30 protein-coding genes are annotated in these 26,573 nt (G+C 65.4%); 24 read left to right on the forward strand and 6 right to left on the reverse strand.

Going from position 1 to position 26,573, the window contains the following annotated elements; genetic code table 11:
- Positions 1–127: 127 nt before the first annotated feature.
- A complete protein-coding gene (locus ACVINW_RS12880) occupies positions 128–949 on the reverse strand; it encodes a MarR family winged helix-turn-helix transcriptional regulator (RefSeq protein WP_456751635.1) in 822 nt (273 codons plus the stop codon).
- On the opposite strand from ACVINW_RS12880, the gene ACVINW_RS12885 reads away from it, so the two are divergent.
- The 14 genes from ACVINW_RS12885 (at position 831) to ACVINW_RS12950 (ending at position 13,676) form a co-directional block, all read left to right on the forward strand.
- Complete coding sequence (locus tag ACVINW_RS12885; RefSeq protein WP_456756383.1) at positions 831–1,880, forward strand: substrate-binding domain-containing protein; 1,050 nt, start codon at positions 831–833, stop codon at positions 1,878–1,880. The two genes, ACVINW_RS12880 and ACVINW_RS12885, sit on opposite strands and share 119 nt — an antisense overlap.
- Before the next feature lie 70 nt (positions 1,881–1,950).
- Entirely contained in the window at positions 1,951–3,189 is a 1,239-nt protein-coding gene (locus ACVINW_RS12890; protein ID WP_456751636.1) for an urea ABC transporter substrate-binding protein, read from the forward strand.
- Between the two features lie 61 nt (positions 3,190–3,250).
- Positions 3,251–4,117 (forward strand): branched-chain amino acid ABC transporter permease, encoded by an 867-nt coding sequence (locus tag ACVINW_RS12895; RefSeq protein ID WP_456751637.1) that lies wholly within the window; start codon positions 3,251–3,253, stop codon positions 4,115–4,117.
- Positions 4,117–5,181, forward strand: coding sequence for a branched-chain amino acid ABC transporter permease (locus ACVINW_RS12900; protein WP_456751638.1), 1,065 nt, complete (start codon positions 4,117–4,119; stop codon positions 5,179–5,181). Before ACVINW_RS12895 ends, ACVINW_RS12900 begins: the two co-directional genes overlap by 1 nt.
- 2 nt (positions 5,182–5,183) lie before the next feature.
- Positions 5,184–5,912, forward strand: a complete 729-nt coding sequence (locus tag ACVINW_RS12905) for an ATP-binding cassette domain-containing protein (RefSeq protein WP_456751639.1) — start codon at positions 5,184–5,186, stop codon at positions 5,910–5,912.
- Positions 5,909–6,610 (forward strand): ABC transporter ATP-binding protein, encoded by a 702-nt coding sequence (locus ACVINW_RS12910; protein ID WP_456751640.1) that lies wholly within the window; start codon positions 5,909–5,911, stop codon positions 6,608–6,610. Before ACVINW_RS12905 ends, ACVINW_RS12910 begins: the two co-directional genes overlap by 4 nt.
- 87 nt (positions 6,611–6,697) lie before the next feature.
- Positions 6,698–8,212, forward strand: coding sequence for an amidase (locus ACVINW_RS12915; RefSeq protein ID WP_456751641.1), 1,515 nt, complete (start codon positions 6,698–6,700; stop codon positions 8,210–8,212).
- On the forward strand, positions 8,212–8,514 hold the full coding sequence (locus ACVINW_RS12920) for a putative quinol monooxygenase (protein WP_456751642.1): 303 nt from the start codon (positions 8,212–8,214) through the stop codon (positions 8,512–8,514). Before ACVINW_RS12915 ends, ACVINW_RS12920 begins: the two co-directional genes overlap by 1 nt.
- Before the next feature lie 132 nt (positions 8,515–8,646).
- On the forward strand, positions 8,647–9,102 hold the full coding sequence (ureE, locus tag ACVINW_RS12925; RefSeq protein WP_456751643.1) for an urease accessory protein UreE: 456 nt from the start codon (positions 8,647–8,649) through the stop codon (positions 9,100–9,102).
- Positions 9,089–9,769: an urease accessory protein UreF gene (locus ACVINW_RS12930; protein ID WP_456751644.1), complete on the forward strand. Its 681-nt coding sequence runs from the start codon at positions 9,089–9,091 to the stop codon at positions 9,767–9,769. Before ureE ends, ACVINW_RS12930 begins: the two co-directional genes overlap by 14 nt.
- Before the next feature lie 16 nt (positions 9,770–9,785).
- Positions 9,786–10,484 carry an urease subunit beta gene (gene ureB / locus ACVINW_RS12935; protein ID WP_456751645.1) on the forward strand — a complete coding sequence of 233 codons (699 nt, stop codon included), beginning with the start codon at positions 9,786–9,788 and terminating at the stop codon, positions 10,482–10,484.
- 2 nt (positions 10,485–10,486) lie between these two features.
- The gene (gene ureC / locus ACVINW_RS12940) at positions 10,487–12,193 is read left to right on the forward strand and encodes an urease subunit alpha (RefSeq protein WP_456751646.1); all 1,707 of its coding nucleotides are present in this window, start codon (positions 10,487–10,489) and stop codon (positions 12,191–12,193) included.
- Entirely contained in the window at positions 12,190–12,840 is a 651-nt protein-coding gene (gene ureG, locus ACVINW_RS12945) for an urease accessory protein UreG (protein ID WP_456751647.1), read from the forward strand. Before ureC ends, ureG begins: the two co-directional genes overlap by 4 nt.
- Positions 12,837–13,676 carry an urease accessory protein UreD gene (locus tag ACVINW_RS12950; protein WP_456751648.1) on the forward strand — a complete coding sequence of 280 codons (840 nt, stop codon included), beginning with the start codon at positions 12,837–12,839 and terminating at the stop codon, positions 13,674–13,676. Before ureG ends, ACVINW_RS12950 begins: the two co-directional genes overlap by 4 nt.
- A 126-nt stretch (positions 13,677–13,802) precedes the next feature.
- On the opposite strand, the gene ACVINW_RS12955 is transcribed toward ACVINW_RS12950, so the two are convergent.
- The 4 genes from ACVINW_RS12955 to ACVINW_RS12970 all read right to left on the reverse strand — a co-directional run bounded on the left by ACVINW_RS12955 (position 13,803) and on the right by ACVINW_RS12970 (position 18,105).
- Positions 13,803–15,461, reverse strand: coding sequence for an alkaline phosphatase family protein (locus ACVINW_RS12955; RefSeq protein WP_456751649.1), 1,659 nt, complete (start codon positions 15,459–15,461; stop codon positions 13,803–13,805).
- 238 nt (positions 15,462–15,699) lie between these two features.
- Positions 15,700–16,551 carry an alpha/beta fold hydrolase gene (locus tag ACVINW_RS12960; RefSeq protein WP_456751650.1) on the reverse strand — a complete coding sequence of 284 codons (852 nt, stop codon included), beginning with the start codon at positions 16,549–16,551 and terminating at the stop codon, positions 15,700–15,702.
- Positions 16,541–16,939: a carboxymuconolactone decarboxylase family protein gene (locus ACVINW_RS12965; RefSeq protein ID WP_456751651.1), complete on the reverse strand. Its 399-nt coding sequence runs from the start codon at positions 16,937–16,939 to the stop codon at positions 16,541–16,543. The genes ACVINW_RS12960 and ACVINW_RS12965 overlap by 11 nt, the downstream gene beginning before the upstream one ends.
- A 23-nt stretch (positions 16,940–16,962) precedes the next feature.
- Positions 16,963–18,105 (reverse strand): FAD-dependent monooxygenase, encoded by a 1,143-nt coding sequence (locus tag ACVINW_RS12970; protein ID WP_456751652.1) that lies wholly within the window; start codon positions 18,103–18,105, stop codon positions 16,963–16,965.
- 263 nt (positions 18,106–18,368) lie between these two features.
- Between ACVINW_RS12970 and dctA the strand changes: the two genes are divergently transcribed.
- From dctA to ACVINW_RS13015, 9 genes are all read left to right on the forward strand, one after another.
- Positions 18,369–19,685: a C4-dicarboxylate transporter DctA gene (gene dctA / locus ACVINW_RS12975; protein ID WP_456751653.1), complete on the forward strand. Its 1,317-nt coding sequence runs from the start codon at positions 18,369–18,371 to the stop codon at positions 19,683–19,685.
- Positions 19,686–19,709: 24 nt separating this feature from the next.
- The gene (locus tag ACVINW_RS12980; RefSeq protein WP_456751654.1) at positions 19,710–20,639 is read left to right on the forward strand and encodes a LysR substrate-binding domain-containing protein; all 930 of its coding nucleotides are present in this window, start codon (positions 19,710–19,712) and stop codon (positions 20,637–20,639) included.
- Between the two features lie 46 nt (positions 20,640–20,685).
- Complete coding sequence (locus ACVINW_RS12985) at positions 20,686–21,663, forward strand: tripartite tricarboxylate transporter substrate-binding protein (protein WP_456756384.1); 978 nt, start codon at positions 20,686–20,688, stop codon at positions 21,661–21,663.
- Between the two features lie 190 nt (positions 21,664–21,853).
- A complete protein-coding gene (locus tag ACVINW_RS12990; protein WP_456751655.1) occupies positions 21,854–22,504 on the forward strand; it encodes a TetR/AcrR family transcriptional regulator in 651 nt (216 codons plus the stop codon).
- A gap of 47 nt (positions 22,505–22,551) precedes the next feature.
- Complete coding sequence (locus ACVINW_RS12995; protein WP_456751656.1) at positions 22,552–22,815, forward strand: hypothetical protein; 264 nt, start codon at positions 22,552–22,554, stop codon at positions 22,813–22,815.
- Positions 22,816–22,982: 167 nt separating this feature from the next.
- Positions 22,983–23,693, forward strand: a complete 711-nt coding sequence (gene minC, locus ACVINW_RS13000) for a septum site-determining protein MinC (protein ID WP_456751657.1) — start codon at positions 22,983–22,985, stop codon at positions 23,691–23,693.
- A gap of 25 nt (positions 23,694–23,718) precedes the next feature.
- Positions 23,719–24,534, forward strand: a complete 816-nt coding sequence (gene minD, locus ACVINW_RS13005; RefSeq protein WP_456751658.1) for a septum site-determining protein MinD — start codon at positions 23,719–23,721, stop codon at positions 24,532–24,534.
- Positions 24,534–24,812 carry a cell division topological specificity factor MinE gene (gene minE, locus ACVINW_RS13010; RefSeq protein WP_244070139.1) on the forward strand — a complete coding sequence of 93 codons (279 nt, stop codon included), beginning with the start codon at positions 24,534–24,536 and terminating at the stop codon, positions 24,810–24,812. Before minD ends, minE begins: the two co-directional genes overlap by 1 nt.
- Entirely contained in the window at positions 24,809–25,105 is a 297-nt protein-coding gene (locus ACVINW_RS13015; RefSeq protein ID WP_456751659.1) for a hypothetical protein, read from the forward strand. Before minE ends, ACVINW_RS13015 begins: the two co-directional genes overlap by 4 nt.
- Before the next feature lie 164 nt (positions 25,106–25,269).
- Here ACVINW_RS13015 and ACVINW_RS13020 read toward each other — a convergent pair whose 3' ends face one another.
- The gene (locus ACVINW_RS13020; protein WP_456751660.1) at positions 25,270–26,073 is read right to left on the reverse strand and encodes an NAD-dependent protein deacetylase; all 804 of its coding nucleotides are present in this window, start codon (positions 26,071–26,073) and stop codon (positions 25,270–25,272) included.
- A gap of 37 nt (positions 26,074–26,110) precedes the next feature.
- Between ACVINW_RS13020 and ACVINW_RS13025 the strand changes: the two genes are divergently transcribed.
- Positions 26,111–26,566, forward strand: a complete 456-nt coding sequence (locus ACVINW_RS13025; RefSeq protein ID WP_456751661.1) for a c-type cytochrome — start codon at positions 26,111–26,113, stop codon at positions 26,564–26,566.
- Positions 26,567–26,573 lie beyond the last annotated feature (7 nt).

Genomic DNA, 26,573 nt, shown 5'->3' on the forward strand with positions numbered 1-26,573 from the left:
CGCGACAGAAGCTTATATCTCGAGCTCGAATTTCCGAGTTGGATGAGCCAAACCCGCTAGACTGGTTCGGGTCGTGGCTCAAGTTGTGGTTTAGCACCCGGCGATCGATGTGCAGAATAGCACGCGATCATTCGTGCGTGAACGTCTCTCGTCCACGCGTCGATCGGGACTGTAACGGATGGCCGCAGGTCAACAGTTCCGAGAGCAGCGCCGTCAAGGTTGCAGCTTCCGATGTGCCGAGCCGGTCAACGACGTCCTGCTGGATAGATGCGCCGAGCGCGCCGATGTCGTCGAAGCGCGCAGCGCCCCTGCGCGACAGGAAGATCAGCACCTTGCGCCGGTCGAACGGATCGGGACCGCGATACACGTCGGCCGACGCGACCATTCTGTCGATCACCTTGGTCAGGGTCGGACCATCGACCAGCAGACGGGTCGCCAGATCTCCCATCGACAGGCCGTTCTGCTCGGCCAATGCCTCGAGCACGCGATACTGGTGGAGCGACATGTCGTGCGGCTTGAGCTGGGCTTCCAGCGCTTGCTCCAGCTGACGATGCACGCCCCGGATCAGGTCGGGTAGATCCATGGAGGTCCTTGGCCAATTTATTTGATATTTCAACATTTGATTTCGACTATAAATTGGTGTGCCCGGAAAGCAAATCCGGTTGGGGCTGCTCAATGAATGGGCAGGCTCGGCGGCAAACATCGGCAAGACAGGCGGCGAGACTGCGAGAATGATCGCTTCTGCTGCAAAACCGGCCCGGTTGCGCGCGGGATCGCGGTTGGCATGATTCGTGAGTGGTATCTCCGTCGGAATTGCGGAGAGGCCATTGTTGCGTAGCGTCCGGATATGTCTGCTCATCCCACAAAGCGGCGCGGCGGGACTGTGGGCGCCGTCGGCCGAGGCGTGCGGACGTCTGGCGGTCGACGAAATCAACCGGATGTCGGGCATCCTGCGCCGGCCGGTCGAACTCTGCGTCATGAATGCCGGCGAGAGCGGCGCAAGTGCGGGGCAGGCGGCGCGCGACGCCATCGACCTTCATGGCGCGGACGGCATCGTCGGGATGTTGCCGAGTTTTGCGCGGGACTCCGTGGTGAACGCGGCCCTCGGTCGCGTTCCATTCATCTATACGCCGCAGTTCGAAGGGCTGTCGTCGCCGTTCGACGTCATGACGACCGGCGAGACCGCCGACGAGCTGCTCGCGCCGGCGATCCAATGGCTCTCGGAATCGAAGCACGCGCGCCGCTATTTTCTCTGCGGCAACGACTACATCTGGCCGCGCTCGTCGCTCAGGATCGCGCGCGCGCTGATCGCCCGCTTCGGCGGCAGCGTGACCGGCGAGCATTATCTGCCCGTCGGCCTGCATGATTTCGATGAGATCCTGGACCGCATCAAGACCACGCGCTCGGACGTGGTGGTGCCGATGTTCCTGGGGCTGGACTGCATCGCCTTCAACCGGGCGTTCTGTGCCGCCGGCCTGAGTTCGCACGTATTGCGGTTTTCCTCCGCGGTCGACGAGACCATCATCTACGGGCTCGAGCCGGACGAGACCGAAAACCTCTATGCGGCGTCGAGCTATTTCGCCTCGATCCGCTCCCGCAACAACGGCGCCTTCCTGGAGCGCTATCACACCGCGTTCGGTGACAGTCCGCCGCCGGCCAATGCTTTCGGGGAGTCCTGCTACGAGGGGATCTATTCCCTCGCCGCCCTGATCGAGGAAGCCGGCAGCCTCGATGCGCGGCAACTCAGCCGCCTTTACGGGCGGACCAGCCAGCAGCGCACGGCACGCGGCGATGATGCGCGTCCGGTGGTCGGAGTCCGGCATCCGATCCATCTCGCCCGGCTCGACGGCTACGATTTCTCGCTGGTCGCGTGGCGATAAAGCGCTTGCATTTTCAAATATTGTCTTTTTAATAGTTTCCATATCAAGCACCGCCAACTTGGGGGCCTCCATGAGTTTCTCGCGTCGCCGCTTCCTGCAGCACTCGGCCATTGCAACGACGACGCTGATCGCGGCGCCCGCGGTCTTCCGCTCCGGCGCGCTCGGGGCCGAGAACCCGATCGTGGTCGGCAGCCTGCACGATCAGTCCGGGCCGATCGCAGCCTCCGGCACGCCGATGGTCTACGCCCTGCAGCTCGCCGTGGACGAGATCAACGCCGGCGGCGGATTGCTCGGCCGGCCGCTGAAGGTGATCCACTACGACACCCAGTCGAACATCCAGATGTATTCGCAATTCGCCCAGCAGCTCGCGGTGAAGGACAAGGTCGACGTGGTTCACGGCGGCATCACCTCGGCCTCGCGCGAGGCGGTGCGCCCGACCTTCGACCGCTTCAAGGTGCTGTACTTCTACAACGTGCTCTATGAGGGCGGCGTCTGCGATCGCAACACCTTCTGCACCGGAACGACACCGGCGCAGACCGTGGAAAAGCTGGTGCCGACCGCGATGAAGAAGGCCGGCAAGAAGGCCTACATCATTGCCGCCGACTACAATTACGGTCAGATCACCGCGAAGTGGATGACCAAATACGTCAAGGACAATGGCGGCGAGGTGCTGTCGACCGACTTCTTCCCGCTCGACGTCACCAATTTCGGCCCGACGATCTCGAAGATCCAGGCCGCCAAGCCCGACCTCATCCTCTCGGCGCTGGTCGGCGGCAACCACACCGCGTTCTACCGGCAGTGGACCTCGGCCGGCATGAAGGGGAAGATCCCGATCGCGTCGACCACGTTCGGCCTGGTCAACGAGCCGACCACGCTCGATGCGGCCGAAAGCGACTCCATCCTCGGCGCCTACGGCTATTTCGAGGAGCTGACGACGCCGGCCTCGAAGAGCTTCGTCGAGAAGATCAAGAAGGCGCATTCCGACACGCCCTATATCAGCGAGCTCGCCGCCTGTACCTACGAAGGCGTCATGCTGTGGGCGGCCGGCGTGCGCAAGGCCGCCAGCATCGACCGCATGAAGGTGATCGCGGCGCTGGAGGATTCCATCTCGTTCGACGGGCCGAGCGGCAAGGTCACGCTCGACAAGGCAACCCATCACACCATCCGCAACGCCTTCCTCGCCGAGGTGAAGGACCGCAAATGGTCGGTGCTGGAGAGCTACCCGGACGTCAAGCCGGCCGACACCGCGAGCGTCTGCGATCTGGTCAAGAATCCGAACGACATCAAGCAGTACATCATCAGTCTCTGACGTCTTCTGGCCCCGCAGCGCGGCGGGGCCAGCGCACTGGACTGCCGGAAGGACCTTACGAATGGCGATCTACGTCATACTCGGGCTCGACGTTCTGAACGGAATCGCCTCGCTGTTCCTGCTGTGCCTCGGACTGGCAATCATCTTCGGCATGATGAAGATCATCAACCTCGCCCATGGCGAGTTCGTCATGCTCGGCGCCTACGCGACCGTCATCTCGGCCAACGCCGGAGTGAACATCTGGATCGCGATGCTGGTCGTCGCGCCGCTGTTCGTCGGCGTCGTCGGCCTCGTCATCGAGCGCTGCCTGATCCGGTTTCTCTACGGACGCCTGGTCGATTCGATGCTGGCGACCTGGGGACTGAGCCTCGCCATCATCGGCATCATCACGACGATCTACGGCAATACCCAGCAGGGCGTGCCGACGCCGCTCGGCGGCTTCTCGATCGGCTCGTATCAGTCGAGCTACTACACGCTGTTCCTGGCCGGCATGGCCGTTGTCATGATGGCGCTGGTCTACGGCGTCATGCGCTATACCAGGTGGGGCCTGATCGCGCGCGCCACGATGCAGAACCCGGCGATGGCAGCGACGTTGGGGGTCAATCCGGCGCGGGTCTATATGAGCACCTTCGCGGTCGGCGCCGCGGTCACCGGCCTTGCCGGCGGCCTGCTGGCGCCGGTCTCGGGGATCACGCCCGGGATGGGCGGCGCCTATGTCGCCAAGGCCTTCATGACCGTGGTCGGCGGCGGTGCGGCGATCCTGTCGGGCACGATGTCGGCGGCCAGCCTGTTCGGCGCCGTCAATCAGATCGGCGCCTACTTTACCACGCCCGTATACGGCGAGGTTTTGGTGTTCACGGCGGCGATCGTCCTGATCCGCCTGCTGCCGCAGGGCATCTCCGGCCGCTTCTTCAAGGGGACGCTGTGATGCCGCCCCGCTTTCGCCTCGCGGCCCAGGCGGCTGCGATCGTCGCTGCGATCATCGCGATCGCGCTGGTTCCGTCGGTGATCGAACTGTTCGCGCTGATGCAGCTGACGCTGTTCGCGGCGATGTCGGTGCTGGCGCTCAGCCTGGCCTTCATCTGGGGCTTCGGCGGCATCCTGTCGTTCGGACAGACCGCGTTCTTCGGGCTCGGCGGTTACGCCTATGCGATCGCCGCGATCAATTTCCAGGACTCGACGCCGGCGATCCTGCTGGCCGTCATCGTTCCGCTGCTGTTCGCGGTGGTGCTCGGCTATTTCATCTTCTTCGGCCGCATCTCCGACGTCTATCTCGGCGTGATCACGCTTACCGTGACGCTGATCCTGTTCAACTGCATCAACTCGACGTCCGGCGACAGCTACCGGATCGGCCAGGCGCTGCTCGGCGGCTTCAACGGCATTCCGGCAGTGCCGACCTTCAACGTGCCGTTCCATCCGGGCGAGATGCTGTCGCCCGAGCAATCCTGGTGGACGACGGCCGGCGCGCTGCTTGCCGTGTTCCTGTTGCTACGTCTGTTGCTGTCGCTGCCGGCCGGCCGCGTCATCGTCGCGGTGCGCGAGAACGAGACCCGCGCGTCCTTGCTCGGCTATGACCCGCGCGTCGTCAAGCTGCTGACCTTCAGCCTGGGCGGCGCGATCGCGGGGTTGGCCGGCGCGCTCTATGTCAATTGGGGCGCGTTCGTCGGTCCGACCATCTTCAGCCTGTCGCTCTCGGCCGAGATCATCATCTGGATCACCGTCGGCGGCCTCGGCACCCTGCTCGGTCCGATCGTCGGCTGCGTGCTGATCGAGTACATCGTCGCCTATATCGGCTCGCAGCAGGCGCTGAACTCCAATCTCGTCCTCGGCGCCGTCCTGATCGTGTTCGTGCTGCTGCTGCCCAAGGGGCTGGTACCGACGGCGCGCGATCTCCTGCTCAGGCTTGTGCCGCAGCCGAAAGCGAAAGCGTCTCTCGAAGAGGAACCGATGTCATCGCCGACGGTGGCGCCGCACCCGGCTGGAGCAGAATAGAAATGGCCGAACTCGTCCCCCTGCTCAAGGCCGAGCATCTCACGATGCGGTTCGGCGGCGTGGTCGCCAATGACGACATCACCTTCACGCTGGAGGAGATGGAGCTGCGTTGCCTGATCGGCCCGAACGGCGCCGGCAAGAGCACCTTCTTCAAGATGCTGACCGGCCAGCTCACCCCGACCTCCGGCACCATCGCATTTCGCGGCGAGGCCATCGCCGGCCGGCTGTCGCACCAGATCGCCCGGATGGGGATCGGCATCAAGACCCAGGTGCCGAACGTCTTCAACGGCCTGTCGGTGCGCGAGAACATCTGGCTTGCGGTCCGCCGCAAGGCGACGCCGCGCGCGCAGGCGCCCGCCGTCAATGCCGTGCTGGGGATGATCCGCCTGACCGACCACGCCGACCGCATTGTCGCGACATTGTCGCACGGCCAACGACAGTGGGTGGAGATCGGCATGGTGCTCGCCGCCGAGCCCGATCTGATCCTGCTCGACGAGCCGGCCGCCGGCATGACCGACGAGGAGACCGCGCACACCGCCGCGATCATCCGCGAGATCAACCAGACCCATGCCATCATCGTCGTCGAGCACGACATGGAGTTCATCAAGCAGATCGCCAAGAAGGTGACCGTGTTCCATCAGGGGCGCGTGCTCGTGGAAGATACCGTGAGCAAGGTGCTGGCGGATCAGCGGGTGCGCGACGTCTATCTCGGCAAGAAGGTGGCGGCATGAACGCGCTGCTGGAGGTCAGGGATCTGCGCTCCGGCTACGGCCGGATTCCGATCCTGTTCGGCATCGACATGACGGTGCAGGACGGCGAGTATCTCGGCATTCTCGGCCATAACGGCATGGGCAAGACCACGACGTTACGTGCCTTGATGGGCCATCTGCCGACCACCGGCGGCACGGTCGCCTTTGCCGGCAAGACCATCACCCATCTGAAGCCACATGAGCGGTCCCGACTCGGCATCGGTCTGGTGCCGCAGGGCAGGGAGATCTTCCCCGACCTCAGCGTTGACGAGAACCTGCGGATGGGGCTTGCGGCGGCACCGAAGGAAGATCGCACGGTGATCGACGCGGTGCTGCAGGACTTTCCGCGCCTGGTGCGCCTGCTCGACCGGCGCGGCGGGGCGCTGTCGGGCGGCGAGCAGCAATTGCTCGCGCTGGCGCGCTGCCTCTGCACCAAGCCGCGGCTGATCCTGCTCGACGAGCCGACCGAAGGCATCCAGCCGTCGATCATCGAGGAGATCATCGAGACGCTGCTCGCGCTGAAGAAGCGCTGGAGCATGTCGCTGATCGTCGTCGAACAGAACCTCGAATTCATCACCTCGCTGTCCGACCGGGTGCTCAATATCCAGAAGGGACGCATCACGGAAGAGCTCGACCGCAACAGCCTGATGGCACGGGATGCCGCCATGAGCCCGAGTTAAGGCCCGTTCCGGCGCAGCCGCGCCGGCCACCGCGATGACTGATTTCTGTCTGCTCTGCCAGCTTGTCCGCACAAGAAAGGATGACTCATGTCTATCAAGCGCCCGAATGCCGAGGATGTCGCCGAGCTCGCCGCGAGCCTACACATGAACATGTCGGTCGAGGAGGCCTCCGACTATCTCGCATTGATGGGCGGCATGTTCGATGCGTATGACGTCGTCGATGAGCTCCCGAATCCGCTGCCGCCGGTGAAATATCCGCGCGTGCCCGGCGGCAAGCCGGCGCCGAGCGAGAACAAGTACGGCGCCTGGGCGATCAAGACCGAGGTGAAGGGCGCATCGAGCGGCAAGCTTGCCGGCCGCACCGTCGTGCTGAAGGACAACGTCGCGCTTGCCGGCGTTCCCATGATGAACGGCTCGACGACGCTCGAGGGCTTCATTCCAGCTGCCGACGCGAGCATCGTGACGCGGATCCTCGATGCCGGCGGCACCATCGTCGGCAAGGCGGTGTGCGAACATTTCTGTCTGTCGGGCGGCAGCCACACCTCCGATCCGGCGCCGGTTCATAACCCGCTCAAGATGGGGTATTCCGCAGGCGGCTCGTCCTCGGGCAGCGCCGCGCTGGTTGCGGCCGGTGAAGTCGACATGGCGATCGGCGGCGACCAGGGCGGCTCGATCCGCATCCCGTCGTCCTATTGTGGCATTTACGGCATGAAAGCGACGCACGGCCTGGTTCCCTACACCGGCGTGATGCCGATCGAATCGACGATCGATCACACCGGGCCGATGACGGCGAACGTCGCCGACAATGCGCTGCTGCTGGAGGTGCTGGCCGGTCCCGACGGGTATGATCCGCGGCAATATGCGCCGAAGGTCACGAGCTACACCGAGCTGCTCAACCGCGGCGCCAAGGGCCTGAAGATCGGCGTCCTCAAGGAGGGCTTCTCGGCGCCGAACATGCAGGAAGGCGTCGTCGCCAAGGTCAAAGCCGGGGCGGAGCGCTTCGCCAAGCTCGGCGCCAGCGTGTCGGAGGTTTCGATCCCCGAACACATGCACGCGCTCGCGGCCTGGAATCCGATCACGCTGGAGGGCTTTCTGGTTCAGATGATGATCGGCAACGGCATGGGCTTCAACTGGAAGGGGCTCTACGATGTGGGCCTGGTCGACGCGCATTCCGCCTGGCGCGACCGTGCCGACGATCTGTCGCAGACGCTGAAGCTCTGCATGCTGGTCGGACAGTGGGGCGTCAGCCACTATCGCGGCCGCTATTACGCCAAGTCCCGCAACATCGCGATCGTCGCCAAGGCGGCCTACGACAGGATGTTCGGGTCGTACGATTTGCTGCTGATGCCGACCCTGCCCTGCGTCGCGACGCCGATTCCGGCGAAGGGGGCGCCGTTGGCCGAAGTGGTCCAGCGTGCCTTCGAGATGACCGCCACCACCAGCCCGTTCGACGTCACCGGCCACCCCGCCATGACTGTGCCTTGCGGTCTCTCGGACGGCCTGCCGGTCGGCCTGATGCTGATCGCCAGGGATTACAACGAGGCGACCATCTATCAGGCGGCCAAGGCCTTCGAGGCCGACGGCGACTGGAGAAAGTTCTGATGATCACGATCACCGCCATCATCAGGGCGAAATCCGGCCGCGAGGTCACGATGCGCGACGCGCTGCGCGACGTCGCGGCCCATGTCGCGGCTAATGAGCCGGAGACGATCGGGTTCTTCATCTCGCAAAGCGAGGACGATCCCTGCCTGTTCACGACCTATGAGCGCTTCGCCGACAAGGCCGCGATGGATCGTCACAACGAATCGGCCGCGGTGGCGACCTTCTTCGGCATCGCCAAGCCGATCCTCGACGGCGAGGTCACGCTGGTGACGTCAAAGGAGGTGTCGGCGACGGTGCGTTAAAGCATGATCCGGAAAAGTGCGAAGCGGTTTTCCGAAAAGATCATGCTCAAACAAAGGGCTAAAGCGCGATGACGATTCAACCAAATCGCATCGTGCTTTAGACCGGCGCCGGATCAATTGCGGGAGAACATCGTGACGTTACGGCTTCATGGCATCATCGGGAGGTCCGACGACACGGCCTTTGCGCGCCGCCTCCATCATGTCGAGCATCACGGCGGCATTGAACTGCTGTTCGTGCCGCCGGCGGATGTCGGTCGCAAGCGCTTTCGTCTGACGACCGATCGTGGAACCGACTGCGCGGTCAGCCTGGATCGCGATGAAGAGTTGGTCGATGGCGCGCTGCTCTTTCTCGCGCATGATCGCGCCGTCATTGTGCGTTTTGGCGAGCAGCAGACGTGGCGATTGAAGGCCACGGATCAGGCGGCGGCGCTCAAGCTCGGATGGAATGCCGGAAACCTGCACTGGCGGGTCCGCTTCGACGGCGACTGGCTCGTCGTGCTGCTGGATGGTCCGCTCGAGACGTATCGCGCGCGCATCATGCCGCTGCTCGGGACCGGCGAGGTGATGGAAGCCGATGCTGTTCGATAGATTGCAAGCGCTGGCGCTGCTGCAGCTGGGCGATAGCGCCTATCCGGCCGGCGGCTTCGCGTTCTCCTGGGGACTCGAAGGGCTCGCCGCCGACGGCATGCTCGCCAATCGCAACGAGCTCGACCGCATCATCTCCGATCAATTGGTGCGGCGCTGGGCCACCATGGATCGCATCCTGCTGCGCAGCGCCTTTCATGCGGCGGGTTGCGATGCGATTGCTGCGGTCGATCGGCTCGCCGAGGCGGCAACGGTGTCGGCCGAGATGCGGGAAGGTTCGCGTCGCGCGGGCAGGGCGCTGCTCGGGGTCTGGGTCAAGCTCGATGGCCCGCTATCGGTCGCTTACCGCAGGCTGGTGTCATCGGATGCGCGGCTCGGTCATTTACCGGTCGCGCAGGCCGTGGTCTGCCGCGATGCCGAATTCAAGCTCGATGCAGCGGAGTTGATGTCGGGCTGGACGCTGGTGACCGGTCTGGTCGGTGCCGCGGTACGGCTCGGCGTCATCGGTCATGTGGAAGCCCAGCGTAGCCAGGCGGTGGCGCGCGGATTGCTCGCGAACCTGCTGGCGGAAACGCCCCGGCCGGACGCGCAGCCGGCGAGCTTCACGCCGTTCATCGACATTGCGGTGTCGCGCGGGCCGCTGCGCCACGTCCGGATGTTCACGACATAGAGGAGCTGACCTCGCCATGATGAACCTGTCGCCGACTGAACTGGATCGTCTTGTGATCTTCAACGCCGCGCAAATGGCGCGCCGCAATCGTTCGCTCGGGATCAAACTGAGTCACCCCGAGGCGGTCGCCTACATCACCGACGAGGTGATGACGGCGGCGCGGCGTGACCTGCCGTATGCGGACATTCGCGACATGGCAGGCCGGCTGCTGACGGTCGACGACGTCGAGCCCGGCGTCGCCCCGATGATCCCGATGCTCTACATCGAATGCATGTTCGCCGAGGGCACCAAGGTGATGGCGGTGTTCGAGCCGATCGCGCCCAGCGATAGTGCGGTCGCCGAGGATCTCGTTCCCGGCGAGATCATCGCAGGCGGCGAAGACATCGAGAGCTTTGCGGGCCTGCCGGCGATCACCATCGAGGTCGTCAACACCGGCGACCGCGACGTCCAGGTCCGCAGCCACACGCATTTCTTCGAGGTCAATCGCGCCTTGCGTTTCGATCGCGCGGCAGCCTGGGGCATGAAGATCGATCGGCCGGCCGGCGCCGGCATCCGCTTCGAGCCGGGTGTCACCAAGTCGGTGCGCCTCGTTCCGATCGCGGGCGACCGGGTCGTGCTTGGGCAGGCCGGGCTGGTCAACGGTCCGCTGGATGCGCCGTCCGCGCGCGACGCGGCGCTCAAGCAGGCCCGCGCCCGCGGCTATCAGGGAGCCTGACCGTGGCCATCCTGACCCGCCGCGCCTATGGCGAACTCTACGGCCCGACCAAGGGCGATCTGGTGCGGCTCGCCGACACGAGCCTGCTCGCCGAGATCGAGCACGACTACACCACTTACGGGCATGAGCTGCTGGTCGGTGCCGGCAAGAACCTGCGCGACGGCGAGGGCGTCAACGGCTACCGGACGTCCTCGCACAAGAGCCTCGATGCGGTGATCAAGAATGCCACGATCGTCGATGCGGTGACCGGGATCGTGAAGGCCGACATCGGCATCCGGGACGGCCGCATCGTCGGCATCGGCAAGGCGGGCAACCCCGACGTGATGCCGGACGTGCATCCCGACATGGTCGTCGGCCACACCACGGCGCCGATCGCCGGCGGTCCGTTCATCATCACCGCCGGCGCGATCGAGTCACACGCCCACCTGATCTCGCCCGAACAGTCCGACCATGCACTCGCGGGCGGCACGACCACGTTGGTCGGCAACGGCTCGGGCCCGGTTTTCGATGTCGGCAGTGGTGCCGCCGCACCCTTTGCGCGCTTCCTCCAGGCGATCGAGTTCTCGCCGCTCAACTACGCGCTGTTCGGGCGCGGCGGGTCCAATCCGGAAGCCGTCGAGGAGGCGGTGGGGGCCGGCGGCATGTCGGTGAAGATCCACGAGGATTTCGGGGCCGCTCCGGCCGTGATCGACCAGAGCCTGGTGGCGGCCGATCGCAACGATTTCGCGGTCCACCTGCACACCGATTCGATCAACGAATACGGCTTCTGCGAGGATACGATGGCCGCCGTCGATGGGCGCACCATCCACATGTATCACGTCGAGGGCGCCGGCGGCGGTCATGCGCCGGATCTGCTCAAGGTCGTGTCGTGGGACAATGTGATTCCCTCGTCCACCAACCCGACCAATCCCTACACCTCCTACGGTATGGAGGAGGGCGTGCCGATGACGATGATCTGTCATCAGCTCAACTACAATGCGCCCGAGGACGTGATGTTCGGCGAAGCGCGGGTGCGCGCCCAATCAATGGCCGCGGAGGATTTCCTCCACGACATGGGCGCGATCTCGATCTTCGGTACCGATACGCAAGGCATGGGACGGCTTGCCGAGAATGTCGCGAAATGCTGGCAGCTCGCCAGCGTGATGAAGGACCGGATCGGCCGCCTGCCCGAGGAAAAAACCGTTCGCGCCGACAATGAACGCATCAAGCGTTATGTCGCCAAGCTCACCATCAACCCGGCCATCGCGGTCGGCATCGACCACATGGTCGGCTCGGTGGAGATCGGCAAGATGGCCGATCTCGTGCTCTGGCCGCGCGCGTCTTTCGGCATCAAGCCCTACATGGTGATCAAGAACGGCTTTGTCGTTTGGGCCGCCATGGGCGACGGCAATGGCAGCCTTGGCCTGTCGGAACCGATGATCCAGAAACGCATGTGGGGCGCGCTTGGCGCCGCGCCGCAACGTCTGGGCGTCAACTTCGTCTCGAAGCTTGCCATCGATGCCGACGTCGGCCGCAAGCACGGCCTGACGCGCGATCTCGTCCAGATCAGGAACGTGCGGAAGCTGCGCAAGGCCGACATGGTGCGGAATGCGGCGAAGCCGCATGTCGAGGTCGATCCGCAGACCTTCGAAGTCCGCGCCGACGGCAAGCTCTTGATGTGTCCCCCGGCTACCAAGGTGCCGCTTGCCAGGCGGTATATGCTGCGATGAATCGAATCACGCTAAGAGGCGAATCGAGCGCTGCACATATCGCGGCCGCGCGGGTCGGGATCGGAGGGCCGGTCGGCTCGGGCAAGACGGCGCTGGTCGAGCGGCTGATCCCGGCGCTCAAGGCGCGCGGCATCGATATTGCCGTCATCACCAACGATTTGGTCACCGCGGAAGACGCCGAGCGGATCCGGCGATCCGGGCTGATCGATCCTGCGCGGGTGTCGGCGGTCGAGGCGGGCGCGTGCCCTCACACCGTCATTCGCGAGGACCCGACGCTCAACATCGAGGCGGCGGACGAACTCGAGCGGCGCTTTCCCGGCGTCGAGCTGATCCTGCTGGAGAGCGGCGGCGACAACCTCGCCTCGACCTTTTCGCGCGATCTGACCGATTTCTGGATGTTCGTCATCGACGTGGCCGGGGGCGACGATATCCCGCGCAAGCGCGGGCCCGGCGTCATCCGCGCCGACCTCCTTGTCATCAACAAGGTCGATCTGGCGCCTCATGTCGGCGTCGACCTCGAGCGCATGCATCGCGAGGCCCTGACCGTCCGCGACGATCGTCCAGTCTTGCTCACCAATTGCCGTCGCGGCGAGGGGATCGATGCGATCGTCGATCTGCTCGAGCGCGAGGTTCTGTTCAGAACGTGAGGCCGGCGGCGACAGCGGACGATCTGCGGCTCGACCTGAGCTTTGTCCGCCGTGGCCAGCGCACGGTGATCGACCGGCGCCTGTTCCGTGGGCCGTTCGTCCTCACGCGCAGCTTCCATGTCGATCCGGATCGGCCGGATTGCCTCGGCGTGATCGTGCAGACGGCAAGTGGCGCCGTGCACGGCGAGGATCGCCTGGCGCAGCGTCTCGTGCTCGAGCCGGGCACGGCCGTCTGCCTCACCAATCAAGGCGCGACGTCGGTGCATCGTGCGGACCCGGATGCTCACTCCGTCGAGACCGTCAGCCTTCAGGTCGCGAACGGCGCCAGCCTGGAATATCTGCCGGAGCCGCGTATCCTGTTTCCGGATGCGGCGCTGCGCCAGTCCGTGGAGCTCGACTGCGCAGACGAGGCGTGCAGCTTGATCGTCGACGCATTCACGATGCACGATCCCGGCGGGAAAGCCCGCGGTTTCCGCGAGCTGGAATCGACGTTCTGCCTGCGCAGATCGGGCGGCGAGCCCCTGCTGATCGACCGGATGCGGCTGCAGCGTCCGGACCCCGATATCTTTTGCGGTCGTCGGGCGTTTGGATCGGCGTTCCTGGTGCTGACCCCAACGCATGATCTGGCGAGCCTTCAGGCATCGCTGAACGCCGCTCTGGATCGGATTCCGTGCCTGTACGCTGCGGCCAGCGTGCTGCCCGAGGCCGCGGGGCTCGGTGTCCGCCTTGCGGCGACGGACCTCCGGCCGATCCGAACGGCCTTTGACGGGATCCGGGCGATCTATCGTCAAGCAATGCTGGCGCCGACGGCGCGTGCGGGCGCGATCGCCTGCTGATGCGAGTATCGGCGCCCCGGTATGCGAGGCGCCGATACGTGAGATCGGGCAGGTCGGCTTGCCCGGTGTCTCTGCCGCGCAAGCCGTTCGCTGTGGTGCGCCGCTGGAGCTCCCGCAGCTGCGGCTTCATTTTTCCTTCAGCGGCTCGACGCCCTCGTCGCGAACCGCTTGCAGGCTGCGCGGATCGAGGTCGAGCGCGCGGAGGATGGTCGGCGCGATCTGGGTGGTGAAGCTCTCGTCCTCGATGACCCGCGCATGCTTGATGCGCGGCGAGGAGAGCAGCAGCAGCACGTTGCGATCGTCGTTCGAGAAGCCGCCATGCTCGGCAAGCTTGCTGCCGCCGGTGCAGATCACGCCGTGGTCGGTGATGGCGATGAAGTCCGGCACCCGGCTGTTGTGGAACGGATCCTCATACAGCCTGGTCAGCTCGTCGCGGTCGAGCAGCTCCTGGATATGCAGGTCGGCGGCGTGAGCCAGGATGTAGGCCTTGGCGTCGGCATAATAGGGATGGCCGGTCGCCGGATTGGTCGCCTGCTGCAACTCGGGCGACAGCCAGACCAGCGCCTCGTCATCGCAGATCTCGAAGCCGTTGCTGCCGAAACCGGGCGTGCCGCTGTACAGCGCGTCGGAGATCGCCACGCGGTCCTTGACGTCGATCGGCGACTGGCCGTGCTTGGCGCTGACGATGATCAGCGTCGAGTCGTAGAGGTTCTGCGCCTTGAGCTCGTTGACGAACTTGCCGAGCGCGTCGTCGACGAACTGGAATTGCAGCGTGAGCGCATTGCCGGGCGTCGCCTTGCCGTCGGCGTAGCCGCCGACCAGCGACTTGTCGGTATCGGCGTGGCCGGCCTTGGCGAGCTTCTGGCCGACGCTGACCGCCTGGAAGTTCATGCCGAAGATCGCAGGCACCGGCTGACGCTTGGCTCGCGTGCCGTCATAGCCGTCGATCCAGTTCAGCACCGCCTGCACCTTCAGCGAATCGTAGGAGCGGACGCCGGTGTAGCTCGTGGTGTAGTCGTCGCCGGGCTGCGCGCCGGGGTCGATCGTGTCCTGCGAATTGATCTCCGGCGTGAACAGCTCGTCGAGGCCCTTGCCCGACGGACCGGCGAGATCCTCATAGGCGGGATGCTTGTCGGACCAGGCCGTGCGCATGCCGGCCTGCTTGATCACCTCGAAGATCGTGTTGGTGCGCACATAGTCGTGCGGATAGACCGGCTTGCACTCGCCGTTCACCAGCTTGCGCTGCATGTGATCCGGATCGAGCTGGGTGTAGACCTGACCGAGCGTGCCGCCGGCGGTGTAATCGGCGACCAATCCGCTGGAATAGTTGTAGCTCTTGTCGAGCGCTTCGAAATTGGTGAGCTCGGTTCCTGCGGGGCTTACGCAACCGGGATCGGCAAGACCCTGGCTGGTATAGAAGGCCTTCGCCGGATATTCGGTGCGATCATAGCTGTCGTCATAGAACAGGCTACCGCCTTTCGGCGTGGCGCCCGTGACCTGCGCCAGCATGCCGGGATAGCTGTCGGAGGGCGCGGTGGTGAAGGCGTTCGGATAGACCACGCCCTTGCCGCTGAGCTGCGCGAAGTTGCCGCCCGGACGGCTTTCGACCCAACGCTTCAAATCGACGGCGTGCATGCCGTCGACGCTGATCAGCAGGACGTGCTTGTAGCCATGTCGCTGCGAATGGTCGTTGTCATCATCGGCATGCGCGACCGCGACGCCGCAAGCCAGCATGGCCGCCGCGATCGCGGCAGTCGACAAGAAATAGTCACGAAAACCACTCATGAGTTCGCCCCTCTCGATTCCCGGTGAGATTTTGAATCGCCTGCGCTGGCCGCGACAATCTGTCGCGGTCAGTTGACGGCGGGATGACGCTTTCTTGCGAGTTCGATGACCGGCCGGGGCTGACCGGCATCCAAAGATCGTCACGCCGATGGCGCGAATTGGCGCAGGCGGCGGCCGCCCGCACCTTTGCATGGGGTTGTTTTCGATGTTTTTGCTGGGGAGCCGCGGCGGACGCGCGTCACCCGGATCGAGCGGCTTCCCGCAAATGCCGTTCGATCGCGGCCTCGACCTCGCTGGGGTGATCGACCTGGGGCAGGTGTCCGGCGTCGGGAATGATCGCAAGCCGGCAATCAAGCATCGCCGCGAGTTCGGTCATCGGCTGCACCAGCAGCTGGTCGTTTGCGCCGACGATCATCGTTAGCGGCACCTGCATCGTCTTCACGCCGTCGAGATAGGCGAGGGACTGGATCGCGCGGGCACAGCCGATGAAGCCCGCGGGATCGGTCCCGTTGATGCACTCGAGCAGCGCGGTGGTGATCGCCGGATGGGCCTCGAGAAAAGCGCGTCCGAACCAGCGCTCGGCGGTCGGTGCCGCCAGCCGCGCGACGCCCTGTGCTTGCACGAGAGCGATCCGATCGTCCCATGCGGCCGCGAAGGGCTGTGGCGCATCGGCGCGCGCGGCGATCACGCACAGGCTGAGCAGGCGGTCGGGATGGCGCACGCCGAGGCCGAACGCCGTCATGCCGCCCTGCGAGACGCCGATCACATGCGCCCGCGCGATCTCGAAATGATCGAGCACCACGGCCGCATCCGCCACGAGGTGGTCCATCGTATACGGACCGCGCGGTGCCTCGGATTGTCCGTGACCCCTGCTGTCGAGTGCGAACACGCGATGGCCGCGCGCGGCGAGCGCGAGGGCCTGGCGGTGCCAGATCGCGCTGCTGGTCAGGATCGAGTGGCAGAGCAGCACCGGCGCGCGGTGACCGGCGCCGCCGACACGGACGCTGAGCCGCCCGGCCTTGCCCGGCACGTCGTGCCGGACGAAGCCCTGCCATGCGGCGGTGACGATCGGGGCCGGTTCAGTCGACAAGGCCCATCTCCGCGAACACGTCCTTGGCGATGCGGAAGCTATCGAGGCCGGCGGGCATGCCGCAATACACCGCGATCTGCAAAAACACCTCGCGCAGCTCGCTCTTGTTCAGGCCGTTGTTGAGCGCGCCGCGGATATGCACCTTCAGCTCGTGCGGCCGGTTCAGCGCTGCGATCATGCCGAGGTTGAGCAGGCTTCGGCTGCGCTTGTCGAGATCCGGGCGATTCCAGATCTCGTCCCAGCAATATTCGGTCGCAAGCTTCTGGATCGGCCAGTTGAACTCGTCGGCCGCCTTCAGCGATCTTTCGACATAGGCGTCGCCGAGCACGGTGCGGCGGGTTTGCAGGCCGCGCTCGAACTTCTCGCCGCGGGGATTTGCGTCGGTCATCATCGTCTCCATTTCTATTGTGGTCAGGCCAGCGCCGGCTGGGCGAGCGGCGTGGTCCAGGCGTCGTAGCCGTAGACCCAGTCCGGATCGGTCGGGTTCTTGAGCCAGGTGTTGGTGCGCGAGCTCGCCTGCACGCGCGAGGTGCGTGGCTTGCGCGTCGCCTCGAAGCGGCGGAAGGCCTCGGCGACGCCGTCGCGATCGACGCCCGCGAGGCAGCGTGACAGCACCGCGGCATCCTCGATCGCCATCGCCGCGCCCTGCGCCATGTAGGGCGTCATCGGATGGCAGGCATCGCCGAGCAGCGTGATGTTGCCCTCGCTCCAGCGCGGCAGCGGATCACGGTCGACCAGCGCCCATTTGTGCACCGACGGGCAGGCCTCCAGCACCCTGCGGACTTGGGGATGGAAGCCTTCGAACGCCTTGCGCAACTCGCCGACGTCGCCGGTCGCCGACCAGGATTCCACCGTGAAGCCCGGCTCCGGCTGGCTGGTCACGAAATAGACCTCGCTACGGTCGGGCTTGACGTAATAGATCACGATATGGCGATCCGGCCCCCACCATTTGGTGCAGTCGTCGATCGGATAGCCCTCGAGCAGCGATGCCGGAAACACGGTGCGATAGGCGATGCGGCCGGTGAAGTTCGGCTCGTCGCGGCCGAACAGCCGCTCCTTGACGAAGGAATGCACGCCGTCGGCCGCCACCACCGCGTCGACCGCCGTGCTGTGGCCGTTGGCGAAGGTCAGCGCCACTGAACGGTCGGCGCGCTGTTCGATCGCAGTCAGCTTGTGATCGAGCCGGACGAGATGATCTGGCACGGCGCTGGCGAGCGCCGCATGCAGGTCGCCGCGATGCCCGAGCAGATAGGGTGCGCCGTAGCGCTCCTCCGCGGCAGGGCCGAACACCATGTCGAAGCGCACCTCGCCGGTGTCGTATTCCTTGTTGTTCCAGGATCGCGGGTAGAACGCCGCGCGGCGCAGTACCGGCTCCAGGTCCCAGGCCCGCATCACCTTCATGGCGTTGCAGCCGATCTGGATGCCGGCGCCGAGCCGGGTGAAGCGCTGGGCCTGTTCGTATACCGTCACATCGACGCCCGCGCGGCTCAGCGCCGCCGCCGAGGCCAGTCCGCCCATGCCGGCGCCGATCACCGCCACCGAAAGTCTGCTCATCGTCGTTCCTCACAGCTTGCGCCGGTTGACGACCGGCTTCCCTGCCGTTGTCGGTCAAAGCGGCAGGCGCCCGCAAACGAGTAATGCTGACGGAGCGTGAGGTGGGCTCACGCGCCCGGTACCAGCCTGTGAGCTGAGGTCACGCTGCCTGAGCTTAACTCGTTTGCGCTCGGCGCGATCGCCCGCCAACGTTCCGCCGCTGCTGCAGCGGTGCATCCACCGATGGCGCGGCCAATATCAAAGACTCCAGAGGATCGCCGCCCATGTCCACGATCACCAATGACGGTGCTGCCCGTCTCGACGTCGCCGCAGCGCCCTGGCATGCGCGTCTCTATGTCCAGGTGCTGATCGGCATCGCGCTGGGCGTGCTGGTCGGCTACCTCTGGCCGGATGTCGGCGCGGCGCTGAAGCCGCTCGGCGACGCCCTGATCAAGATGATCAAGATGGCGATCGCGCCGATCGTCTTCCTCACCGTGGTGCACGGCATTGCGAGCCTCGACGACATGCGCAAGGCCGGACGGATCGGTCTGAAGACAATCATCTATTTCGAGGTTGCGACCACCGCGGCGCTGATCATCGGCCTGATCGTGATCAACCTGGCGCGGCCCGGCGCCGGCATGCACGTCTCGGCCGCTTCGCTGGATTCCCGCCTCGTTGCCACCTACGTGACCCAGTCGCACGACCAGACCGTGGTCGGCTTCCTGATGAACGTCATTCCCTCCACCGTGGGCGGCGCGTTCACCAGCGGCGACACGCTGCAAGTGCTGTTCTTCGCGGTGCTGTTCGGCATCGCCCTGCAGCGCTATGGCGAAGGCGGCAAGCCGGTGCTGGTGGCGATCGAGAAGCTGTCGAAGATCCTGTTCATCCTGATCGGCATGATCATGCGGATCGCGCCGATCGGCGCGTTCGGCGCCATGGCCTTCACCATCGGCAAATACGGAGTCGGCTCGATCGTCGCGCTGTCGCACTTCATGCTGGTGTTCTATCTCACCTGCGTGCTGTTCGTGATCGCAGGGCTCGGCATCGTGTCGCGCCTCGCCGGCTTCAGCATCTTCAAGCTGATCCGTTATCTCCGCGAAGAGCTGCTGCTTGTGCTTGGCCTGTCGGGCTCGGAATCGGTGATGCCGCGCTTCATCGACAAGATGAAGGCCGCAGGCTGCGCCGAATCGACCGTCGGCCTGGTGATCCCGACCGGCTACACCTTCAATCTCGACGGCACCTGCATCTATCTGACCATGGCCGCCGTGTTCCTCGCCCAGGCCACCGACACGCCGATGTCGCTTATGCAGCAGATCGGTCTCGTCGTGGTTTGCCTGTTGACGTCGAAGGGTGCAGCCGCCGTGCCGGGCAGCGGCTTCATCGTGCTCGCGGCAACGCTGGGCTCGATCGGCCATGTCCCGGTGGCAAGCATCGCGCTGCTGCTCGGCATCGACCGCTTCATGTCGGAAGCGCGCGCGCTGACCAATTTCATCGGCACGGCGGTGGCGACCGTGGTGGTGGCGCGCTGGGAGGGCGACCTCGACCGCGCGCAATTCGTCCGCGCCCTCGACAATCCGGACGCCGCCACGCTATCCTCCTGAGCCTTCCGGAGACGCGACAGCATCATGAGAAAGTTACCACCGCTCAACGCGGTGCGGACATTCGAGGCGGCCGCGCGGCACGTCAGCTTCACCAAGGCCGCTGAAGAGCTGCTCGTCACCCATGGCGCGGTCAGCCGCCAGGTTGCGCTTCTCGAGGACTGGTTCGGCGTCAAGCTGTTTCGCCGCGCGCCCTCGCAACTGACGCTGACCGCCGCCGGGCAGATCTATTATCGCGAGGTCACGGCGATCCTCGATCGGCTGGCGCTCGCGTCGATGGACATGAAGGCGTACGGCTCGCCGTCGGTGCTGCGCGTCAGTGCGCCGCCGACCTTTGCGATGCGCTGGCTGATCCGCCGCATCGCCTCGTTCCAGCGCATGCGCGCCGATGTCGAGCTGCGGCTGTTGACCTCGATCGGACCGCTCAACTTCAACGACCGCTCGTTCGACGTCGCGATCCGCGGCAATATCGGCGAGCCGGTCGGCTGGATGTCGCAGCACTTCATGACCGAGCTGATCGCGCCGGTCTGCCACGTCGACCTGCTGAGCCGCGGGCGGCTCGCCACGCCCGACGACCTGCGGCACCACACCCTGATCACCTATCTGACCGAGCCCTATGACTGGCCGCGCTGGCTGGCCCAGGCCGGCGGCGAGATGAGCGCGGATCAGGAGACATTGCGGTTCGAGCAGATGTTCTTCGCGCTGCAGGCGACCATCGAGCGCATCGGCATCGGGCTGTTTCCGCTGTTCCTGGTGATCGACGAATTGATAGCCGGGCAGCTCTGCCTGCCGTTCGGCGATCTCGGCCTACGCAAGCGCGAGTATCGCTCGTTCTATCTCGCCGACAATGAAAGCGCCGGCGCGATCGCCGACTTCACCGCATGGCTCGCCGACGCCGGGCGCGAGACCGAGCAATTCATGATGGACTGGGGCAGATCGAAGGGCTGGAGCTTCTAGACGAGCGGCTCTAAGACCGCATCAGGGGGGAATGCACATGAGCAACATGTCTCGCCGGCCGTTCCTGCAACTGGCGCTCGGTGGGGCGACGCTGCCGCTTGCAGCGCGCGGTGCGCGCGCCGAAACCATGGCGCGGCCGATCACCATGATCGTGCCGTTTGCCGCCGGCGGGCCGACCGATGTGCTGGCGCGGATCCTCGCCGAATACATGCGCAATGCGCTCGGCCATCCCGTCATCATCGAGAATGTCACGGGCGCCTCCGGCACCGTCGCCGGCCTGCGTGCCTCGCGCGCGGCGCCGGACGGCTCCACGATCACGATCGGGCATTGGGGAACGCACTGCCTCAACGGCGCGATCTATCAGCTGCAATATGACGTGCGCGAATTCGCACCGGTCGCGCTGATCGCCAGTGGGCCGCAGCTGATCATCGGGCGACCCGATCTGCCGGCGCAAAATCTGAAGCAGCTGATCGCCTGGCTCAAGGCCAATGGCGACAAGGCGACGGCGGGCACCGCCGGTCCGGGATCGGGCGCGCATGTCGCCGGCGTGTTCTTCCAGCAGTTGACGAACACGAACTTCTCCCTTGTGCCGTATCGCGGCGCCGGCCCCGCGATGAACGATCTGATGGCCGGGCATATCGACATCATGTTCGATCAGGCCTCCAACTCGCTGCCGCAGGTGAAGAGCGGGACCGTGAAGGCGTTTGCGGTGACGCAGTCGTCGCGGCTGGCCTCGGCGCCCGAGATTCCAACCGTCGATGAGGCCGGATTGCCGGGTCTCACTATCGCCTATTGGCACGGCATCTGGGCCCCGAAGGGTACGCCCGCCGAGATCGTGGCGACGCTGTCGAAGGCCGTGATGACTGCGCTCGCCGAGCCCGTCGTGCGGCAACGCTTCGCCGAGCTCGGTCAGGAGATTCCGCCGCCGGACAAGCAGAGCCCCGCCGCGCTGCGCGACCATCAGGCCGCCGAAATCGAGAAATGGTGGCCGATCGTCAAGTCGGCCAACATCAAGCCGGAATAGGCGTAATCGTCTGACTGAATGGGTGTTTTAGGCGAATTCCCCGACTTGGGGTTTGCCCCTTGAACGGTCGGCCTGCACCATTATATGTTCAATCGAACATATAATGGTGGCGATGACCGATACGAGCAAAACGGCGCCGGCGACAATCGCTCGGCCCAATTCCCGGCCCAAAGGACGCCGCAGCAAGGACATGCCTGATGGCCGTCAGGCGCTGCTGGTCGCGGCGACCGAGGCCTTCGCGGTCCAGGGCTTCGACGGCGCGGACCTGCGCAGTGTCGCGGCGGCGGCCGGGGTCGCGCCGAATCTCGTGCGCGTTCATTTCGGCAACAAGGCCGCGCTATGGGAGGCCTGCCTCGACCGCATCGTGACGCTTGCCGTGCCCGCGATGGCCGAGGTGCATGCGATCGCCCACGACGGCAGCCGTTCGCTCGGCGACCGGCTTCGCGCGCTCATCATCAAGGTCGCGACGTTTTATGCCGCGCATCCGGACGTCAGGAATTTCGTGGTTCGGCACGGCGCCGAGAGCCCGGAGCGCGCCACGCAGGTGACCGAGAAGCTGCTGCGTCCGGCCTATGAGTCGGCGCGCGAGCTTTTCCAGGCGGGCATCGATGCCGGCATCATCCGCAGCAGCCATCCGGCGCTGTTCTTCGCGCTGCTCAATGCCGCGCTGAACCAGCCGCCGTCCTTCCCGATGCTGCTCGGCCGGATTGCGCCCGAGATCGACGCGGAAACCGCCTGGACCCGGCTGCTCGACACCACGATCGCAACGCTTCTGCACCTTCCGCCGTCGCAAGCCGACGTCGATCCCGCAGCCGGCAACGCCGGCACGCCGCAGTCGTGACAATCCGTCTCGACCCGGCATTTCAACCACCAGTGAGAGAGTGATCCATGAAACTTCGTCTTGCCCTCGTGCTTATCGCCGCAACCATTGCGCCCGCCGTGACGCCCGCTGTGGCCCAGTCCGGACCGAACGAATCGATGCAGCGTCAGGCCTGCATGGGTGACGCGGTGCGGCTGTGCGGCGCCTACATTCCGGACCGCGAGCGGATCAGGGATTGCATGGCTGCGCAGGTCGAGCAGCTCAGCCCGTCATGCCGCGCGGTGTTCGATGCCTCCATGCAGGCCGAGCGATCGCCGTCGCCGCGGCGTTGATCGGCCGTCAGCTCCAGAAGTTTGCATCCGGGCCACAGTTCGCAGCCAGTGGCGGTTGCCGCCGGAGCAGCCGTCTCAAATCCGTGAAAACACCCCCTTCCGTTAACCTTTGATTAACCATGCGGTCCGATTGTTAACCATTCGACAAGACAACCGAGTCAGGGGCGATGGACGCAACTCAACAGGTCGCACGTCAGCAGGTCCGCATGCGCGGCCGTTCCTATGTTGCGTTCGTTTTCTCGCCGGTCGTGCCTGTCGTGTCCTGGCTCGCCGAGATTGACGCGACGTTGGCGAAATCGCCGGGCTTCTTCACTGGCAAGCCTGTGGTGCTGGACCTCGCGTCGGTCGACCTCAGCCAGGCCGCGATCGCGCATCTGATCGGCAGCCTCGGTGAACGCAACATCCGCATCCTCGGCATCGAGGGGGTCGACGAATCCAAGCTCGGCGCCAACATGCCGCCGCTTTTGACCGGCGGCCGGGCCTGCGCGATCACCCATGTCGAGCCGAAGGCGCCGCAGCCGAAAGAGAAGGACAAGGACAAGAGCAAGCTGCCATCGCTGCTGCTGGAGAGTCCGGTTCGCTCCGGCCAGTCGATCGTGTTCGCCGAGGGCGACGTCACCGTGCTCGGCTCGGTCGGCTCCGGCGCCGAGATCGTCGCCGGCGGCTCGATCCATGTCTACGGCACGCTGCGCGGCCGCGCGATGGCCGGCATCAACGGCAATTCGGCGGCGCGGATCTTCTGCCAGAAGATCGAGGCCGAACTGCTCGCTATCGACGGCTATTACCAGACCGCAGATGACATCGCCGACAGCTTGCGCAACCGGCCCGCCCAGGCGTGGCTCGAGGGCGAAATGCTGCGCATCACACCATTGAACTGACCGACTGACTACAAGGAGAGAGAGAATGGCCAAGGTTTTGGTCGTGACGTCTGGGAAGGGCGGGGTCGGCAAAACGACCTCTACTGCCGCCTTGGGCGCGGCGCTTGCGCAAATGGGCCAGAACGTCGTCGTCATCGATTTCGACGTCGGCCTGCGCAACCTCGACCTCGTGATGGGCGCCGAGCGGCGCGTGGTGTTCGACCTCATCAATGTGGTGCAGGGCGTCGCCAAGCTGCCGCAGGCCCTGATCCGCGACAAGCGGCTGGAAAATCTCTGGCTGCTGCCGGCATCGCAAACCCGCGACAAGGACGCGCTGACCGAAGAGGGCGTCAAGCGCGTGATCGCCGACCTCAAGACCAAGTTCGACTGGATCCTGTGCGACAGCCCGGCCGGCATCGAACGCGGCGCGACGCTCGCGATGCGGTATGCCGACGAGGCCATCATCGTCACCAACCCGGAAGTGTCGTCGGTGCGCGACTCCGACCGCATCATCGGCATGCTGGATTCCAAGACGGTCCGCGCCGAGCGCGGCGAGCGGGTCGAGAAGCATCTTCTGGTCACCCGCTACGATGCAGGCCGCGCCGCGCGCGGCGAGATGCTGTCGATCGACGACATCCTGGAGATCCTTGCGACGCCGCTGCTCGGCATCGTCCCAGAGAGCCAGGACGTGCTGCGCGCCTCCAATGTCGGCTGCCCGGTGACACTGAACGCGGCGGGCAGCGCGCCGGCGAAGGCCTATACCGACGCGGTGCGTCGCCTGATGGGCGAGGCGGTCGAGATGGTGGTGCCGGTCGAGCGCAAGGGGCTGATGGACAGGCTGCTGCGACGGAGGGCGGCATGATGAACGTAATGCGGCTGTTCGGCGGCCGCGCCGCATCGGCGCCCGTCGCGCGGGAGCGGTTGCAGATCCTGCTTTCGCATGAGCGCGGCCGGACCGGCGCACCCGACCTGCTGGAAACGCTCCGCTCGGAAATCCTGAGCGTGGTCTCCAAGCACATCGACGTCGATCCCGACAAGGTCGTGGTCAAGATGGATCGCGGCAAGTTCGTCTCGATGCTCGAGGTCGACATCGAGGTTCCCAATGGCGTGCAACGATCAAAGATGGTGGCGGCCACATGACGGTAGACAGCGACAGTCACATCGCCTGGCAGCGCGCGCAGCTCAAGAAGCTGCGTGCGGCCTTGAAGGCGATCGAGGCGGATCAGCTCGGCAAGGCCAATTGCGGCCGCGCGACGCAGATGACGATCGACGAATTGCAGCGCAAGATCGGCGAGTCAGGCCGCTGCATCGCCGAGTATGAGCGCCGCACCCGCCGTCCGCTGGCGACGGATCTCGGCAGTCTCGCCAGCGTCAGCTGGACGCATTGGAACGCCAACATGCCGATGGCCAAGGCGCCGCGCCATCGCGCGTAGAGGGCGATTCCCACAAGGTCGTTATTCCGGGGCGCGCCTCTTGGCGCGAGCCCGGAATCCATTGAGCCACGGGCGATGCGGAACAATGGATTCCGGGCTCGACGCTTCGCGTCGCCCCGGAATGACGATCCTATTGGGGAGCGCTGAGCTGAAGCAGCAGCGGCCTACAGCAAAAACGACAGCGCCGTCTCGCACGGGGCTTCGACCTTGAGCGTCAGCAAATCGTCGGCGCGGGTGCGGCCGAGATTGACGGCGGCGATCGGCAGGCCGAGCTGCTCTGCCATCCGGACGAAGCGAAAGCCGGAATAGACCATCAGCGAGGAGCCGACCACCAGCACGGCGTCGGCCTGCTCGAGATGCGCCTGCGCGGCGGCAACCGTCTCGCGCGGCACGTTCTCGCCGAAGAACACCACGTTGGGCTTCAGCACGCCGCCGCAGGCCGTGCAGGCCGGCACCGCGAATGATGAAAAATCCTGCTCGAGATCGGCATCGCCGTCGGGCGCGTCGGCGGCATCGAGCGTGAGCCAGGCCGGATTGAGCCGCGCCAGCTCGCCCTGAAACTGCTCACGCGGCATCGTTGCGTCGCAGCCGAGGCAGCGCACCACATCGAGCCGGCCGTGCAGGTCGATCACATGCTCGCTGCCCGCGGCCTGGTGCAGCCGGTCGACATTCTGGGTCACGAGCTGCTCGCAGCGGCCTTGCTGTTCGAGCTTCGCCAGCGCGCGATGCGCGCCGTTCGGCGCCGCGCGGCCGAACCGCCGCCAGCCCACCATGCTGCGCGCCCAGTAGCGCTGCCGCGTCGCGGCTTCGCCCAGAAATGCCTGGATGGTGACCGGCCGCGTCCGCTTCCAGTTGCCGTCGCTGTCGCGGTAATCGGGAATGCCCGAATTGGTGCTGCATCCGGCCCCGGTCAGGACAAACAGGCGTTGGTGGCCGGCGACGAAATCCTCGAGGGCGGGGTGCTGCATGCGGGCACATCTAGTGCGGCGCGCGCGGCTCCGCCAGATGTGGGGCCTGCCGCGAGCGGACCTTTCACGTGATCTCTGCGTTGACGGCATGGCACTTCCGACGGAGCGATCGATGCGTCAAGGATTCATCGTCGTTGTTTGCGGGTTGATATCCCTGCCGTTGACGCCGTCTCATGGTCAGGATGCAGGCGTGTCCGGCGAGCAGGCGTTCAACAATTCCTGCCGCACCTGCCACACCGTCAAGGACGGCGACAACCGTGTCGGCCCGAACCTGCACAATATCGTCGGCCGCAAGGCCGGATCGGTCGCGAACTTTCCCTATTCGGAGGCGATGAAATCATCCGGCATCGTCTGGGATGAGCGCACACTGCTGCGCTTCATCGAGGATCCCGAGGCTGTGGTGCCAGGTAACGGCATGAAGCCGTACACCGGCGTGCGCTCGGCGGAGGATCGCGCCAGGATCGTCGCTTTCCTGAAATCCCCCGGCAAATGACCGTTGG

Source organism: Bradyrhizobium sp. USDA 4461 (assembly GCF_054055655.1).